Here is a 17,620-nt window from a genome sequence, read left to right on the forward strand (position 1 = left end):
TAATAAGTTATAAGAATATAAGTAATAAAATAAATATTAAGTTAAATTATGTCATCATTCAACATCAAAAATCATAAAAATGATCTGCTATTTGTACCGCTAGGAGGATCTAATGAAATAGGTATGAATCTTAATCTTTACCATTATAAAGGTAAATGGTTAATGATTGATTGCGGTAGCGGTTTTGCTGATGATTATTTACCCGGTGTTGATATGATAATTGCCGATAGCAGCTTTATCGAGAAATATAAAAAAGATATAGTAGGTCTGATTTTAACTCATGCTCACGAGGATCATTTAGGCGGGGTACAATATTTATGGAATAGTCTTAAATGTCCTATTTATACTACTACTTTCACGGCAAATTTTTTAAAGATTCGTTTAAATGAATATGATTTTGCTAAAAATATAAAAATTCATGAAGTAAAACCCGGTAGTAAAATAAATCTAGATCCTTTTTCCTTAGAGATGGTGCCGCTGACTCACTCGGCTCCTGAAATGCAAGCAATTATGATCCGTACGGATGCAGGTAATATTTTACATACGGGAGATTGGAAATTTGATAATGACCCGGTACTTGGGAAAAAAGCCGATGAGGAGCTTTTAGAATCTTACGGAGATGAAGGGGTTCTTGCACTTGTTTGTGATTCGACTAACGTGTTTAATAAAGGAAGCTCGGGTTCTGAGGGGGATGTTAGAAAAAGTTTAGTAGATATTATAGCCGGCTGTCCTCAAATGGTAGTAGTTTCAACCTTTGCCTCTAATTTAGCACGGCTTGATACAATAATTCATGCAGCAGGGCTTGCTGGTAGAAAAGTAGTTTTAACCGGTAGAAGTTTGCATCGTATGATGCTTGCTGCTCAGGAAAGCGGCTATTTTAAAGATATTGCTCCTCTAATTAGTGAACGTGATGTTAGCAGATTTAGAAGAGAAGAATTATTAGTAATTGCTACCGGTTGTCAAGGTGAGCCTATGGCTGCCACCGCAAAACTGGCTAGTAATTCTCACCCGTCTATAAAGCTTGCTCCTAAGGATACAATGATTTTTTCTTCAAAAATTATTCCGGGTAATGAAAAGAAAATATTCAGGCTATTTAATATATTTGTTAAAGCCAGTGTAGAAGTTATTACCGAGCGAGACCATTTTGTGCATGTTTCAGGACATCCATCGATTGACGAGCTGCAAAAAATGTATTCTCTAATTAGACCGAATATTTGTATACCTGTTCACGGCGAGCCGGTACATATTCATGAACATGTTAAGCTTGCTAAGAAAAACGGCATAAAACAGGCAGTAGAGGTTGAAAACGGTAGTGTAGTACTGCTTGAACCTAATAATGCAAAAGTAATTTCAAAGGTTGAAAACGGTTATTTAGCTGTAGACGGTAATTATTTACTGTCCGTTGAGTCCCCGATTTTCAAAGCTAGAAGACGTATGCGTGAGTCGGGTATTGTGGTAGCATCAGTAGTAATTAATAAAAAAGGGCTGCTTGCTGCAAACCCAATGCTGTCTATGCCTGGGCTGCTTGATCTGAAAGAGGATATGGCATTAGTTAACCTCATTAAAAACGACATTAAAGAACTTGTTACCATTCAAAATGAACAGGCTAAAAAAGCATTGTCGGATGAACAAGTAATCGAGGCAATAAAAGGAACAATCCGTAAAACCTTAAAACAAGAAATTAATAAGTCACCCGTTATAATAGTAAATCTTGAGAAAGCTATGGAATAGTGTTATTTTTTCTTGACTGTCATCCCGTGGCTTGACCACGGGATCTAGTCTTTTTATTTTTTTATGGACCCCGTGGACAAGCCACAGGGTGACACCGAAGAATCTGAGCCAAGCAACGATACCTACAAGCCTACAAGTGACAAAGAAAAAATAAGCACATGAATAAATTTAAAAATATTGCGGTTTATGGGGGAGGGAGTTTCGGTACTAGCCTTGCTTCTTTAGCAGCACAAAACTGTAATAACGTTACTTTATTTTTACGTGACGAGGAAATAGCAAAAGAAATTTTACATAACAAAACTAACGTAAAATATTTAGGGGATATTAAATTACCTGCTCATTTACAGGCTACTACAAACTTAGATATAATTAAGAATTTTGAACTAATTATTATTGCAGTGCCGTCTTACGCCTTTGATTACTCAATAAAATTATTAAAAACTCACGGTATTTCTACAGCTAATACTCTTCTAATTGCAACAAAAGGCTTTGCCCGTAATCCTACTGAACTATTTTCTGATAGACTTAAAACTCTATTACTGCATAGCCCTACAGCGTTTTTTGCAGGTCCGAATCTAGCAAGAGAACTTGCTAAAAATTTACCGGCTTCAGCAAGTATTGCAAGTTTAGATATAGATATAGCAAATAAAATAGCTTATGACCTAAGTTCAAAAATTTTTACTACTAATGTGACAAGCGATATTGTGACATTACAGGTAGCAGGAGCATTAAAAAATATTTTTGCTATTAAAAGCGGGATTGATTTAGCAAGAGAGCAGGGCGAAAATGCAAGAGCAATGCTTATAGTAGCTGCCTTAAAAGAAATTGCTACTTTATCGAAAGCTTTAAGCTGTATGCAAGAGGGGGGGAATATATTATTAGAGGCGGGAGTAGTTGGTGATTTAGTTCTTACTTGCTATTCTTTAGGATCACGTAATACAAAATTCGGTTATGAGCTTGGAATTAGTAAAGATAAAAAGAAATTTTTACAAGAATATAAAGAGTTAGTAGAGGGAAAAGAAGCATTAAAATTAGTTTTGGATTTGATAAAAAAATATAATTTACGGATGCCTATAATTTCTGAAGTGGCTTCGTGTATACTCGTTTAATTTAAAAAATTGGCTACGTCGTCCTATAAGTACTGCGGTGCTCACGTATTAAGTATACGCTTCGCTCCTCGTCTTATGGACTCCTTGCTCTTTTCCAAATTAAACTTCGTCTACATATTTTTCATTATATTATCCTTGCATAAGTATTGTTGCATAAATCGTCCTCACAATGACGATTGATTGTAGCTACAATAATCTCTTCATCTGTTCCTGCTCTAATTTTTCTTCTTTATCTAGTTTATTTAAAAATTCTTTATAAAAACCGTTTGTTATATATACAAGTTCCATTTCGGGATTTAATTCAGAAGATTCAAGTATGATTAAACATTCACCATCCTTGAAAGTAACCACTTTATCATTTTCTTCTTCTAAACTATATTTATCTTTTAAGATGTTATAAAACTCTTCAAATTTATTTTTATCTATAGTTAAAATAACGGCTTCTATTACATTAAAATCATTACATATCACTAAAGCTTTAGATATAGTTTTTTCATTTGGTTCTATATAATAATTATATCCTTGCCAATAATTAGGTTCTTTATTGATGATTTTGTATTTTTTTGTTAGATCTATATTGGTAGTTTTATTTAATTCAAGACCAAGGGGCATAGGATTAGAATAGGTATTTAAACAAAAAAATATAATGAATAAGGATAATAGATTTTGCATAAATAATGAAAATATTATATTAAATTAGATACCTTAAATAACATAAACTTTTTTAAATTTCAATTAAAAATTTATTTTTCCGATGAAGTAAAAATCTTTACAAAATTTAGTGAAAAAAATAAAACCTCATATATTATAAGTAATTATATCTTTAGCTCATTACATGATAATCTTTAGTATAGTTTTTTTTAAAACCGTTTCGGTATTATTAAGTGTAGTAATAGGATTTTTAGCAGGTAAATATTCAAATGTTGAAAGAGATAGTATCTCTTCGTTACTATTCTATTTTATATCGCCTATAGTATTTTTTACGATACCTGCTAGTACAACCTTAACATTTTCGGTATTAAGCGTTACGGTCGTAACATTTGTAATTGCAACACTCTTATCGCTTTTTTCTTATTATTTTTTTGGTAAATTTTGGCAGGATCATACACGTAATATTATAGCTTTATCTGCAGGTACGGCAAACGGCGGATATTTTATGTTGCCTATAGCTGCAGCACTTTTCGATGATTATACATTAAGTATTTACATGATGGCGGTGATAGGAGTTAATATTTATGAATGTTCCGTCGGCTTTTATATTTGTATGCGAAGTTTTGCTAATACCACCGATAGTATATTAAAAGTAGTAAAATTACCGATTTTAAACGCTTTTTTCTTGGGATGTTTATTTAGTTTTTGCGGTTTTACTTTACCGGATTTTTTAGATGATTTTATATATAATATGAAAGGTTCTTTTTCAATACTCGGTATGGTGATGGTGGGTCTTGCTCTTTCGTCTCTACAAAAATTTGAAGTCGATATAAAATTTACTTTTGCTACTTTTGCTGCTAAATTTCTATTCTATCCTTTGGGAGTAGGGTTATTTATCATGTTTGATCATTTTGTAACAAAATGGTATAACAATGATTACTATAATGCCCTAAAACTACTTTCTACGGCACCACTCGCAGCAAATACTATAGTTATAGCGAATTTACAGAAATTTTACCCTGAGAAAGTTGCAGCTACCGTGTTTTTATCTTTGCTTTTTGTAGTTATATATATGCCGACAATGGTCAGTATATTTTTAAGTGACTTAAATTAATAACATGATGACAATGATTTTTTTAATTCTAAATTGGTATTAATAGGTTCATATGAAAATTAATTCAATAAAAATTGGTCCCTATATTAATTTATTACCTCTTCAATATATACCGAAACATAAAATTTCTTATGTAGAATTCGGTGATCATAAAAATAAAAATATAATAGTATGTGCTCACGGCTTAACTAGAAATGCTCATGATTTTGATAAAATAGCTAAAGAGTTGAGTAAAAATTATAGAGTAATTTCAATAAATTATCCTGGTCGCAGTGATAGCGAAAATTTTAAAAAAGCTAATCATTATAATTATACTACCTATATTAAGGATACGTTATTCTTTTTTAAAAGACTAAATATTAAAAAACCTATTTGGCTCGGTACTTCAATGGGAGGTATTATAGGCATGGTACTTGCCAGTAAATATAAAAATATTTTTAAAGCCTTAATATTAAATGATATAGGGGCATTTATTGATGCTGCTCCTTTAATTAAAATTGGAGGCTATGCTAAAAAAACGGTACTTTTAGATGATTTGGCTAGTGCAAAAGAACATTTAAAACTTATTTATGCCCAAATAGGTATTAAAGATGAAGAAGATTGGGATTATTTAGCAAAATATAGCGTAATTTCTACATTTGGCGGAAAATATAAAATGAATTATGATCCTGCTATAACAAAAGGAATGAAAAATGCTAGTAACCAAGAAGATATTAAACTATGGTCCGTATGGAATAAAATAAAATGTAGAATATTAGTAATTCATGGGATGAAATCTCAAATTTTAACAAAATCTACTGTTAAAAAGATGAAAGAAACAAAAACTTTTGATCTTTATGAAATAAAATATGCCGGTCATGCTCCTTCTCTAATGAACCCTGAAGAAATTAACTATGTCAAATCTTGGTTAGAGAAGAAGTCTTAGGTGTCATTTGTTCATTGTCATCCCGCGACTTGATCGCGGGATCCAGTTAAAAATACTAAATTATTAGTATTTTTTATTGTTTTTATGGACCCCGTGGTCAAGCCACGGTATGACAGCAAAAAATTTGGATTCCTGCTTTCGCAGGAATGACATAGGAATCATTTAAATTAATAAATAATAATTATGAAAATTACTACTAAAGTACTAATAATAGGTTCAGGACCTGCGGGCTTAAGTGCCGCTATTTATACGGCTAGAGCCGCTCTAAAACCAATATTAATTAATGGTATGCAGCCAGGCGGGCAGCTTACAATTACCACCGATGTTGAGAATTATCCTGGATTTGCGGAAACGGTGCAAGGACCTTGGCTTATGGAGCAGATGTCTATGCAGGTTAAAAATGTCGGTACAGAAATTGTTAGTGATTACGTAGAAAAGGTAGATTTATCAAAAAGGCCTTTTAAAGTATTTACAGGATCAGGAAATGAGTATGAAGCAGAAAGTATAATCATTTGTACCGGTGCAGAAGCAAAATGGCTTGGTATAGCTTCAGAGCAGGAATTTCGTGGTTTTGGTGTTTCGGCATGTGCTACTTGCGATGGTTTCTTTTTTAAGAATCAAGAAATAGTGGTAGTAGGGGGAGGAAATAGTGCAGTAGAAGAAGCTTTATACTTAACCAATCATGCTAGTAAAGTTACTATAGTGCATAGAAGAGATAGTTTTAGAGCTGAGAAAATATTACAGGATCGATTATTTAAAAACCCTAAAATATCGGTAATTTGGGATCATGTAGTAGATGAGATTGTAGGTAGCGATAAACCAAAATCCGTTACCGGAGTTAAAATTCAAAATGTTCACACCAAAGAGATTAGTTTAGTGAATTGTAGCGGTGTATTTATAGCTATCGGGCATGTACCGAATACGGGGCTATTTACCGGACAAATTGCAATGGATAACGATAATTATATCATCACGAAATCAGGTACGACTAAGACTAGCGTAGAAGGGGTTTTTGCTGCCGGTGACGTTCAGGATAAAATTTATAGACAAGCAGTAACTGCTGCGGGTAGTGGCTGTATGGCGGCTCTTGAGGCAGAGAAATTTTTGAATAAATAATAAATTTCCTAAAAAAAAGACATAATCATATAAAAATTTATTAATTTTTTTTAATAAATTCTTGTATTGAAAATTATAGCAATATAATCTTTCTTTCTAATTTTATAAAATAGAGAGGAATTATACCTATCCAGCACTTAACTTCAGAGAAAAAATGGGAAATTTTTTTAAAAGCTATAGGAGCAGAGATAGGAGTTACAAAGGTAACTGATAATAAAGTCATTTTTAAAACAACTTCTAATGACTTAGAACATTTTCGTACATTATTAGCATCCCCTGATGAATTAAAGAAGAATGTGATACATGCTTTATTTAAGGATAATAAGAGAGAATATAGTAGAATCTGAACTATATAATGCGGATACTTCAGATATAGAAATAGGAGAGTTATTTTATAAGCTAGTAGATGGTGACCTTATAACAGAGTATGGTTTGTCTAAAATTTTAGAAACAATAAGATTAGAAGCTGAATTTAATAAAGAATTATTAACTGCTGAGATTCAACTCTCTTGTGGAAATCCAATAAAACATAAAATGGATGAATCCAAACTTGAGACATTACAAGCTGTTATAAGTGATGAAAATAAATTATCAAAAATTTTAACAAGCGAAGCAACACTGGCTACGGATTATACCTATCCACCTACTGAATTTTCTAAATTAATATCCCAAATTATTTCTCATAAAGAAAATAATAGCTTAACTTTTACTTTAAATAACGGTGCAGCAATGCAAGCCGTTCAAGCTTATAAAGTTGACGGTAAGCCACCTATTATCGCTTCTAATTTGGAAGGCGGATTTATCCTTGATAAGCAGTATTTATTAAAATATTTATTTCCGATATTTAACGGTTTTGTCTGGCAGGAAGACGGTAAATTTCCTATTATGTTTTCTTCTAAAGACCCAGAATATCTAAATACTAATAATAATCATGAAATTACTTTATTAATAGATATTAGCGGTAGTATGAAATATACTTTTAGTGATTAAAAAAGTAATATACAAAAGATACTAGCTAAATTAGTCGAGATCCCTAATTGGAAAATTAATATAGTTTCATTTAATGATCAATCTAGCATGGAATCTTTTTCTGATAAGGAAAATTCCCTTGAAGATATTAGGAAATATGTAGAAACGTTAAATGCTGATGGATATACAAGATTATACGGTACTGTCAAAGATGCTTTAGAATTATTGAAAGAAAAAATAGATATACATTCTACTATTATAGTATTTACTGATGGAAAGAACGAAGGAACTGACTGTAATACAACACAACAAGAGGTTATAGATTCTACAATCGCTGTAATACAAAATCCTCAATTTAATATGTATGCGGTAGGTTTTGGTGAGAACTACAATAAAGAATTTTTTGAAGAAATTGCAATGCATGGAGGATTTATTCATATTAGTTTAAGAGATCCTAACGGTATGAAACAGCTTGAGCAATATATTGACAATATTGAGCAAAAGGTGGTTATTTGGAAAATATTAGGAGAACAATTAAATTTGATAACACGAGTACAAGAAGGTGATGTTTTTATTGGAGATAAGGTAGATACCGATAAAGAAATTACATTTTCTAAAGACGGTCAACGATTCACAATTGGAACAGAGGAGACTGATACAGATATTACCGGCGTGGTAAGAAGTTGTTACGATGAAGTAGCTTAAATTATTATATTTCTCTTGCTAGTATTACCGGATAATTTTAAGATAAGTTTGTAATAGTTTTTTCGTCATTGCGAGCGACTGAAAGGAGCGTGGCAATCTAGAAAAAATTAAAAAAATGCTAAATATTAGCATTTTTAACTGGATTGCTTCGTCAATTACTTCGTAATTTTCCTCGCAATGACGATTTTAGTATCCACCCAATAATGCCATGAGAAATATATGAACTTACTTAAAAACATTACGGGAAAGAATTATATAAACGGTGAATTTATAGAGTTCGGGAAGCAAATATCCGTTATTAATCCTTCGACCTTAAAAGAAATTGCTACAGTTCCGAATTTGGGATTATCTGAGATTAATTCAGCAATTAATAATACGGTGACTAGTTTTTCTTCATGGTCACAAAGTTCATTTGAAGAAAGAATAGCGATTCTTAGAAAATGGTATAATTTAGTAATCGAAAATATTGATGAGCTAAGTCATATATTAACGCTAGAGCAGGGTAAAGTACTTGCCGAATCAAAAAAAGAAATTCTATACGGAGCCTCTTTTATTGATTGGTATACATATGCTATACATAATATTCATTCAACTATCAAACCCGGTAATAGTAAAACTCATAAAATTGTTACGCAATATGAGCCGGTTGGACCTTCTGCGGCTATAACTCCTTGGAATTTTCCAAATGCAATGATTATTCGCAAGGTAGTACCTGCAATAGCTGCGGGTTGCAGCGTTATATTAAAACCGTCAAGCCTTACGCCTTTATCAGCTTTAGTGCTTGCAAAATTGGCAAGCGATGCCGGGTTGCCTGCCGGAGTATTTAACGTAATTACCGGTGATTCGGATATTATAGGTAAGGCTTTTTGTGAAGATTTTAGGCTTCGTAAATTATCATTTACCGGTTCTACAAATGTCGGTAAAATTCTATATCAAAATTCAGCTAATACTATAAAACGTTTATCTTTAGAACTTGGCGGTAATGCTCCTTTCATTATAACTGCAGATAATAGACATCTTTCCAAACCAGCTTATAGAGAGGAATTTAAAGGAGACGCGGAACGCAGCACCGCAGCGTATATAGACATACGTGAGGATGCGAGTACCGGATCGACGTCTAAATTACCTCTAGAAGCGAAGTTTGAAAAGATGTCTAATGATTTGGGAAAAGTGGCAAGTGATTTAGTAATCGCTAAAACTAGAAATAGCGGGCAGTCTTGTACTTCACCTAATAGGATATTTATAGAAGAATCTATATATGAAAAATTTATAGAAATTCTAAAAGCTAAATTTACTAAGCTTAAAGCCGGGGACGGATTTGATAAGATATCAGATATAGGTCCATTAATTAATCACGCTGCTATAGAAAAAATACAAAAGCTACTCATTGATGCCCAAAATAAAGGAGCTAAATTAATTTGTGGCGGTAAAGCTGTTGATAATTTTATTGAGCCTACTATTATTATTGATTGTTTGGATAATATGGATATCTTTAGAACAGAAATATTTGGTCCGGTAGTTGCTTGTTATAAATTTAAAGATTTGGATGAAGTAATAGAACGTGCCAATAATACAGAATACGGCTTGCAAGGGTATGTATATTCAAATAATATATCTGTGGCACAAATGATAGCCGGTAAGCTTGATTTTGGTATGGTATCGATTAACGACCCGTTACCTGCAAATGCAAAAGCACCTTTTGCAGGACGTAAAGCTTCAGGTTTTGGAGTTGAAGGCTCATTTGAAGGGATATTTGAATATCTAAATACGAAATATATAAATTTACAGAATTAAGAATGCCCGCATGGTTCTTTTATGTCATTCCTGCGAAAACAGGAATCTAGTAAAGAATATAAAAAATTATTTTATATGCTTATTTTATAAAATATATAATTCTTTGTAGCAGTATTAAGATTATTTTTTCTGGATTCCCGCTTTCGCGGGAATGACATAGAAAATATAATAATCTAAGTAATAAATAGTAAAAATTATGCCGGTTCTTGTAGATAATATTGAAGTACAAATTGAAAAAATTTATGAAGTATTTGATTTAATAGATAATGTAAGGAGCTGATCCTTGGTTATGGGCAATATCTGATTGTCTTGCTGGGCTATTAGATCAATATAAAGAATCGTTATCAATTGAATATGTTTATCCTTTGATGCAACTAATTAGAAGGTTTGAAGAGAAAAATATTATAATATCCAAAATGCTTAATAATGCTTTAAGCAATATATTATTAATCTTTGAAGATGGATGTAAATCTGAAGAATCAGAACTAATAGAAGATATAATTAATAGTTTAAATACCCTTGACATGTTAGGAGTACATGCATAGTAATCTTCCAAAAATCTCAATAGTTTTACCGGTTTATAATAGAGAGAAGCTATTACCTTTTGCTATTGAGAGCTGCCTTAATCAAAGCTTTAAAGATTTTGAGCTTATTATTATTGATGATTGCTCAAAAGATAATAGTGTTATAGTAGCTAGGAAATATGCAGAGCAGGATTCACGTATTAAGGTAATAGTAAATGAGACCAATAAAAGATTACCGGCAAGTCTTAATATTGCTTTTAAAGAGGCTAAGGGAGAGTATTTTACTTGGACTTCAGATGATAATCTTTTCCATGAAAATGCTTTAGAAAAAATGGTTAAGACACTTGATAATTCACCTGAGATAGGGCTTGTATATACTGATTATACTTTAATCGATGAGCAAGGTAGTATAGGTGCAAGACTTTATCAAGAACCGCCTGAGTTTTTACCGATTAGAGATTGCGTCGGTGCATGTTTCTTATATAGAGTTGATTTAGCAAGGCAGGTAGGTGGATATAATGAAAATATACAGTTAGTGGATGATTATGAATATTGGCTTCGTTTTGGACTTGTTACGAAATTTGCTCATATACCGGAATCTTTATATTTCTACCGAGTACATGATCAAAGCTTAACAATGGAGCGTAAAGTAGAAGCAAAACAGGCAAAAAGAGCTTTGAAAGAATTATTTAAAGATAAATATATTATTCCTGCTGAGATTAAACCTATAAATGATTTATATAATTGGTTTATTGAAGATAGAAATTTAATCTCTTGTTTTAGGTTATTTAAAATAATTATTTGTAGTCCGATAATTACTATTTCTTATATTATTAAAAATCTGAGAAGAATTAGGTGATATTTTAGAACAGTGTCGGCATTGTTGCATGGATCGAAAAATACGCTCGGTGTCATACCGTGGCTTGACCACGGTATCCAGAAAAACAACTTAAAATGCTAACAATTTTAGTATTTTAAACTGGATCCCGCGATCAAGTCGCGGGATGACAGTGGTGAAATTGATCCATGCAACAAGGCCAACAGTGTCACCTAGTTCCTTGATCACTGAGTCTAGTCTTTTTAAATTTTTTTATGGATACCGTGGTCAAGCCACGGTATGACAGGTACAATGCAAAATCAAGATTTCATACATACATTAAATTCAGAGCAACAAAAAGCAGTTCTTCACACTGAAGGACCGCTTTTATTGCTTGCAGGTGCAGGGACAGGTAAAACAAAGGTACTTACCTCAAGAATAGCTAATATTATTCACCAAAATTTAGCCTCACCTCAAAATATTCTAGCCGTTACTTTTACTAATAAAGCTGCTAAAGAAATGGCTGAAAGAGTTAATAGTCTAATTAATTGCTATGGTCTTAATATAGGCACTTTCCACTCAATGGCAGCTAGGATATTACGTGACCAGATTGAGCATTTAAATCTTGGTTTAAATAATAGATTTACTATTATTAGTCATGATGATCAATTAAAACTAGTTAAAGATATAGTAAAGCTAAAAGATATTGATACTAAAAAATATGCTCCTAAATTAATACATATCATAATTTCGAGATGGAAAAATCAAGGATTATTACCAAGTAAACTATCAGCATCAGATACTAATTTACCGCTGCAGCGGGTGGCAAAACTTGTATACGAAGAATATCAGAAAAATTTACTTATTTCTAATGTTTTAGATTTTGGAGATTTGCTACTTTATAATAATGAGCTTTTTATTAAAAATCCCAAAATACTAAGATATTACCAAGAAAAATATCGATATATTTTAATCGATGAATATCAAGACACTAACGTTGTCCAGTATTTATGGGCAAGAATGCTCGCAAGTTTATATAAAAATATCTGCTGTGTAGGGGATGATGATCAATCTATCTATGGTTGGCGAGGAGCAGAAGTCGGGAATATATTACGTTTTGAAAAAGATTTTGCAGGTGCAACAATTATTAAATTAGAGCAGAATTATAGATCAACTTTGCCAATACTTGTTGCTGCTTCCAATGTTATCAATAATAATAAAAACCGTCACGGTAAAACGTTATGGACGGATAGGGAAAGCGGTGAAAAGATAAAAATTATTTCTTGTTGGAGTGATAAAGAAGAAGCAAGATATATAGCCGGCGAAATAGATAAGTTAGTGAGAGAAGACCGATATAATGCAGGTAATATCGCTATATTAGTGCGGGCAGGTTTCCAAACTAGAAGTTTTGAAGAGGCTTTTATAAATAGTGCTATGCCTTATAAAATTATAGGCGGTTTGCGGTTCTATGAACGTATGGAAATAAGAGACGTGCTTGCTTATATCCGTATATCTTTGAATCAAAATGACAATCTAGCACTTGAGCGTATTATAAATGTGCCGAAAAGGGCAATAGGTGCAGCTAGCTTAAATAAAATTAGAGTTTATGCACTTGAGCGAAATATTTCTAATTTCGCAGCCATTAAAGAAATGCTAGAAATAGGTGAGATTAAAGCAAAATCATATGATTCTCTAAAAGATTTGTTTACTAAAATCGATAATTGGTACGAAAGATTTAGTATAGATGCTCCAATAAACGTGGTTAAAGCAATACTTGATGATTCCGGTTATCTTGAAATGCTTCAAGAAGAAAAAACCGAAGAAGCATTCGGTAGAATCGAAAATATTAACGAAATGCTTAGAGCTATTGCCGAATTTAACGATATTCATGATTTTATCGAACATTCAAGCTTAGTTATGGAAAATGAAGTGCTTGAAACCAATTACGGTGGCTCTGTTACTATAATGACCCTGCACGCAGCTAAAGGGCTTGAGTTTGACGTAGTGTTTTTACCGGGATGGGAAGAGGGGGTATTTCCGTCTCAAAGATCTCTAGACGAAGACGGTGAAAAAGGCTTAGAAGAAGAACGCCGCATTGCTTATGTCGGCATTACGAGAGCCAAAAAAGACCTATACATTACCCATGCGGAAAACCGAAAAATATTTTATGAAATAGTCCGCTCTTACCCTTCAAGGTTCATAACCGAAATCCCTGATGAAATTACGATCAGGACCTCTTCTATGAAAAAATACACTTCTTTTTATAAGTTTTAATTAATTTTCATTCATAAATTTTAAAATGGTTTGCATTCTTTAACTAATTATTATCTAATTTAATTAATAATAATTAATAGAGGAAGTAATTATGTCTAAAGAAGCTACGACAGAAAATAAGAGTAATCAGGAAAAAGCCGAAGAATTGATTAATAAATCACGAGATGATTTGAAACAAATGCAAGGTTATATAGTAGGAGAGCTAGTCAAGATAGGGCAGGCAAGTGAGAACAAGAAAATAGATGTGAATGATGTTAGAGTAAAAGACGCAGTTAATTCTTTAATATATTCTGAACCTGATAATAATAAAGACCCAACAGTAGTTGTAAAGCCAGTCTTAAGTATAAATGCAACTACACAAGATATTCAAAAAAATATTTCCAAATTTATTAAAAACAATCCCGAATATACAAACTACTTTGATAAGCTACAAGAAGAAATTAAAGCATTACCTAAAAAAATAGAAAACCAGTATTCTACGCAAGAAGGTATTGATATTGCCGTAATAAAACGACTCAAAGACAAAGTAGTTCTTCCGGCAGTAGATCTTGCAAAATTAGATAATGGTAAACTTACTTTTTTTCCTAGCAATGAAAGAGAAGTAATATATGAGAAAATAGGGCAAAGTATAGAAATGCCTTCTAATTTAGTTACACCGTTATTACGTGACAGAAAATTGTTAGATCCTCTAAGGAATACAATTATGAAACATGCGCGAATGTGTTTTGGTGAAAAAACTCAATCGGCTGAAGGAATATGTTTAATAGATATAAATAAATTAGAATCAAAAGAAAATATCGATAAATTTAATAAATTAGTCAATCAAGATATGCAGGCTTTTTCAGCAATTCAAGAAAACCCGGAAGAAATGAAAGAACAAGGTAGTAGCATTATTGCAAATTTTGCTCCATTACTCGAGAGCAGCAATCCTGCACTTAAAAGAGTATTGGCAGAGTTAAATCCTGGATATTTAACGGAACACGGATGGGGAGAAAGTATAGCATTAGAATTACAAAGAGTAGCCAAACCTAAGCTGTGGCAAAGAATAGTAAGTGCTATTACCGGTACAGATTATGCTCAAAAAAATATAGATAAAGCAGTCGCTAACTTTGAAAAAAGTAATAGTTTGTATATAGTATGAAAAATTTGTCGGAAGAACTACAAAGAGAAAAACAAGCACCAAATAAAGGAAACAATATTGTAACAGAAGTAAAAGAGCTAAAACAAGTAGCAACCCAAAGCTATAAGTCTTCTATATCAACCCCTATATCTCATGTTGAAAACCTTAATAAAAGTAGAGAGAGTAGGCAACAGTTAGGGCATAGTAAGTAGTGACTTATATGATAATATAGTTGCAAATTTTTAAGAAGTTTGATAATTTAGTTCATTATATCAAATAACTTAATAATGAGTATTATATGGCAGAGATTATAACTAATATAGATGATACTATTGAAAAAATTAAAAAAAACGATGAAGTAACTGAGATATCGGCTGCAGTAAAAGGTAAAATAGTTGATATAAAAAACGTAGATAGTAGATTAGATACTTTGAATAAAAATATTGTTACTCCCGATCCTATTCAACAATATTTACAATCTGAAGAATATATCACTAGTACGCTTGAAGTACTTGCCAGTAAAATTATTAGTGAAGTTGTAGAAAATAAAGATGTACAAAAATTAGTAGATAATCTACATATCAATTTAGGACAAGATACAAAACTAATACCTAGTGCAGCAGATAAGCTAAAGTTTGATGTCGCAAGGGCTGAAGCAGCACTTAAGGGTTTTGTACTTCCTCTAAATAAAGGAGGACCTTTTGATAAATTATCATTTATGGGTATAGAAGATGAAGAAGAAATCTTTGCCAATCCTATAAGAGCAACTAAAGAAGCATTAATAGCCGTAAGCGGAAATTCTATACCTAAAGAGCAATATGCACAAGCTGTAAAAGATAAAGCTATAGAAATCTTAAAACAAGATCCTAAAAACACTCCGGAAAAACTTGAGAAATATGAAAAATTTATTATTCAAGGAGATAAAAACCAGAAATTTAATGAAGATAGTAAGCAGTTTATCCCAAGAGTAAATCAATTATCTCAAGCGGAATTTAAGGAATTACAAAAGGCAGCCACTAATATGGTGCAGCAGATTAGTAATAGATTAGAAAAAAATAATAAAATTAGTAAGCAATTAGAACAAACTATTATACTTACTAACTCATCAGGCATAAAGAATCCTGAAATAATAATAAGGGAATTAAATAAGTTAGATTCTACTTATCTAACTGAAAATAGTACTAAAATAGCCACTGAATTAAAAGATATTAATTATAGAGGCACTTCTTTATGGGAAAAGTTTAAGCAGATATTTACAGGTAGAAACTATTTGGAAGAAAGATTAGGAAAAGTTGTAGATAAATATATTACTCTGAGTGATGGATATGTAGTGAAGACAATTAATGATAAAATCTTTTCAAACGCTTTAACAAATCCTGAAATTGCTGAAGGTCTAACAAAATTTTTAAATGAAAATAAAGATAAAGCAGCAGCTAATCCTGAATTTAAAAATTTAATTCCTGTTACGGGTGAGCCTATTATAATTCAACCGCAACGAGTTAATAATTTTAATTTAGCAGAATTAAGAAAAATCAATCCAATAGCATTTGATAAAACCATATTTGAAGATTTAATAAAACTAAGAAGCTCTAATATAAAACCCCCGCAAACTACTCCTAATACTTCTACTAAAAATCAAGAAGCAACAAGAAGAAGGGGTTAAATTTTAATATAACTTCATCATTGTGAGGAGGCTTTGTTACAATGCCTCGCAGGAATGACATCAGAACATAAAGATTTAGGTGAGATGCTTAAATACTCCTCTTTCCATAGCTCGTTATAAAGAATAGGGTCGATATTACCGCCTGAGATTAGTACTAGTAGTTTTTGAGGTTTGGATTGTGTTTTTAAAAAATTTATTACTGAAACCATATTTATACTACTTGACGGCTCGCATATAACTTTAAGTAAATGAGTAAGCCACGCCGTCCAGTAATATATTTCATACTCTTCTGCTAAATAAAAATGATCTAACTTTTTCAGATATTCAAATGTACGAGCCGATACGTTCAAGGTTTTAAGACCGTCCGCAATAGTATTCGGAGCATAGTTAAATCTATATATTTTATTATCTTTAACAGATAAATAAGCATCATTGGCATTTAAAGGTTCTGAACCTATTAACAAGCTTGTCGGTGATATTAATTCCTTGGCAAGATATGAGCCGGAAATTAAACCGCCGCCGCCGCAAGAGGCAAAAATAGCATCAGGACTAAAGCCTAGCTGCTGTAATGCTTCATAGCATAACGTGCCTGCTCCTGCTATTGTATAATCACTATCGGAAGGATGCATATAGTAAAATCCTTGCTTTTCATCTTCTTTTGCTTTTTCTTCCGCTTCTTGTCGAGTATCTATATATATAACTTCACCGCCGTAATAAAGAGCTGCTTGCTGTTTTACTTTTGAAGTATTTAACGGTAAATAAATCCTTGTTTTAATACCGAATAATTTACTTGCATAAGCAAGACCAATCCCATGGTTACCCGTACTATAACCGACTATTTTATCAGGTAATTTTCCTTGCTCTTTTAATTCTAATAAATGATTTAACACTCCTCTAACTTTAAATGCACCGGTTTTTTGTAATGATTCAACCTTAAAAAAAATCTCATGACCAAGCATCTCATTTAAGCTTTCAGAGTGAACGATCGGAGTTAAATGTAGATATTGTTTTATTCTATTATGTGCGGCTGCTACATTTTGAGGAGGTTGTAGTAATAAATTCATAAATATAATTAATAATGGTAGCTTGAAATCAGGTTGATACTATA

Annotated in this window: 16 protein-coding genes and 1 pseudogene; 15 read left to right on the forward strand and 2 right to left on the reverse strand. The window is 32.0% G+C overall.

The annotated features are described in order from the left end of the window. The first annotated feature begins 48 nt into the window (after positions 1-48). A complete protein-coding gene (locus MB29_RS00260; RefSeq protein ID WP_032138592.1) occupies positions 49-1,731 on the forward strand; it encodes a ribonuclease J in 1,683 nt (560 codons plus the stop codon). A 158-nt stretch (positions 1,732-1,889) separates the two neighbouring features. Further along, on the forward strand, positions 1,890-2,840 hold the full coding sequence (locus tag MB29_RS00265) for an NAD(P)H-dependent glycerol-3-phosphate dehydrogenase (protein ID WP_032138593.1): 951 nt from the start codon (positions 1,890-1,892) through the stop codon (positions 2,838-2,840). A gap of 186 nt (positions 2,841-3,026) precedes the next feature. Here MB29_RS00265 and MB29_RS11020 read toward each other — a convergent pair whose 3' ends face one another. Then, positions 3,027-3,512: a hypothetical protein gene (locus tag MB29_RS11020; RefSeq protein WP_215426131.1), complete on the reverse strand. Its 486-nt coding sequence runs from the start codon at positions 3,510-3,512 to the stop codon at positions 3,027-3,029. Between the two features lie 163 nt (positions 3,513-3,675). Between MB29_RS11020 and MB29_RS00275 the strand changes: the two genes are divergently transcribed. From MB29_RS00275 to MB29_RS00335, 13 genes and pseudogenes are all read left to right on the forward strand, one after another. After that, positions 3,676-4,605, forward strand: a complete 930-nt coding sequence (locus MB29_RS00275) for an AEC family transporter (RefSeq protein ID WP_032138594.1) — start codon at positions 3,676-3,678, stop codon at positions 4,603-4,605. A gap of 52 nt (positions 4,606-4,657) precedes the next feature. Continuing rightward, on the forward strand, positions 4,658-5,530 hold the full coding sequence (locus MB29_RS00280; protein WP_032138595.1) for an alpha/beta fold hydrolase: 873 nt from the start codon (positions 4,658-4,660) through the stop codon (positions 5,528-5,530). Positions 5,531-5,713: 183 nt separating this feature from the next. Next, positions 5,714-6,646 carry a thioredoxin-disulfide reductase gene (trxB, locus tag MB29_RS00285; protein ID WP_032138596.1) on the forward strand — a complete coding sequence of 311 codons (933 nt, stop codon included), beginning with the start codon at positions 5,714-5,716 and terminating at the stop codon, positions 6,644-6,646. A 303-nt stretch (positions 6,647-6,949) separates the two neighbouring features. After that, a complete protein-coding gene (locus MB29_RS12145; RefSeq protein WP_032138597.1) occupies positions 6,950-7,636 on the forward strand; it encodes a hypothetical protein in 687 nt (228 codons plus the stop codon). Positions 7,637-7,696: 60 nt separating this feature from the next. Beyond that, complete coding sequence (locus MB29_RS12150) at positions 7,697-8,320, forward strand: vWA domain-containing protein (protein ID WP_324607265.1); 624 nt, start codon at positions 7,697-7,699, stop codon at positions 8,318-8,320. Positions 8,321-8,398: 78 nt separating this feature from the next. Continuing rightward, positions 8,399-8,502 (forward strand): annotated as a pseudogene (locus MB29_RS13570) (lytic transglycosylase domain-containing protein); the annotation flags it as partial. A gap of 37 nt (positions 8,503-8,539) precedes the next feature. Then, positions 8,540-10,114 (forward strand): NAD-dependent succinate-semialdehyde dehydrogenase, encoded by a 1,575-nt coding sequence (locus MB29_RS07805; protein ID WP_037202824.1) that lies wholly within the window; start codon positions 8,540-8,542, stop codon positions 10,112-10,114. 365 nt (positions 10,115-10,479) lie between these two features. Then, on the forward strand, positions 10,480-10,659 hold the full coding sequence (locus tag MB29_RS12155) for a hypothetical protein (protein ID WP_233418799.1): 180 nt from the start codon (positions 10,480-10,482) through the stop codon (positions 10,657-10,659). Continuing rightward, positions 10,652-11,497 carry a glycosyltransferase gene (locus MB29_RS00315; protein ID WP_032138599.1) on the forward strand — a complete coding sequence of 282 codons (846 nt, stop codon included), beginning with the start codon at positions 10,652-10,654 and terminating at the stop codon, positions 11,495-11,497. The genes MB29_RS12155 and MB29_RS00315 overlap by 8 nt, the downstream gene beginning before the upstream one ends. A 258-nt stretch (positions 11,498-11,755) precedes the next feature. Further along, complete coding sequence (pcrA, locus tag MB29_RS00320) at positions 11,756-13,729, forward strand: DNA helicase PcrA (protein WP_215426132.1); 1,974 nt, start codon at positions 11,756-11,758, stop codon at positions 13,727-13,729. Between the two features lie 91 nt (positions 13,730-13,820). Further along, positions 13,821-14,870 (forward strand): hypothetical protein, encoded by a 1,050-nt coding sequence (locus tag MB29_RS11030; RefSeq protein WP_215426133.1) that lies wholly within the window; start codon positions 13,821-13,823, stop codon positions 14,868-14,870. Continuing rightward, on the forward strand, positions 14,867-15,061 hold the full coding sequence (locus MB29_RS00330) for a hypothetical protein (protein WP_233418800.1): 195 nt from the start codon (positions 14,867-14,869) through the stop codon (positions 15,059-15,061). The genes MB29_RS11030 and MB29_RS00330 overlap by 4 nt, the downstream gene beginning before the upstream one ends. Before the next feature lie 86 nt (positions 15,062-15,147). After that, entirely contained in the window at positions 15,148-16,512 is a 1,365-nt protein-coding gene (locus MB29_RS00335) for a hypothetical protein (RefSeq protein WP_032138600.1), read from the forward strand. Between the two features lie 17 nt (positions 16,513-16,529). Here the strand turns inward: MB29_RS00335 and MB29_RS00340 are convergent, their stop codons facing one another. Further along, a complete protein-coding gene (locus tag MB29_RS00340) occupies positions 16,530-17,576 on the reverse strand; it encodes a serine/threonine dehydratase (protein ID WP_032138601.1) in 1,047 nt (348 codons plus the stop codon). Positions 17,577-17,620 lie beyond the last annotated feature (44 nt).

It is taken from the genome of Rickettsia tamurae (assembly GCF_000751075.1).
In the GTDB taxonomy this organism is placed as follows: domain Bacteria; phylum Pseudomonadota; class Alphaproteobacteria; order Rickettsiales; family Rickettsiaceae; genus Rickettsia; species Rickettsia tamurae.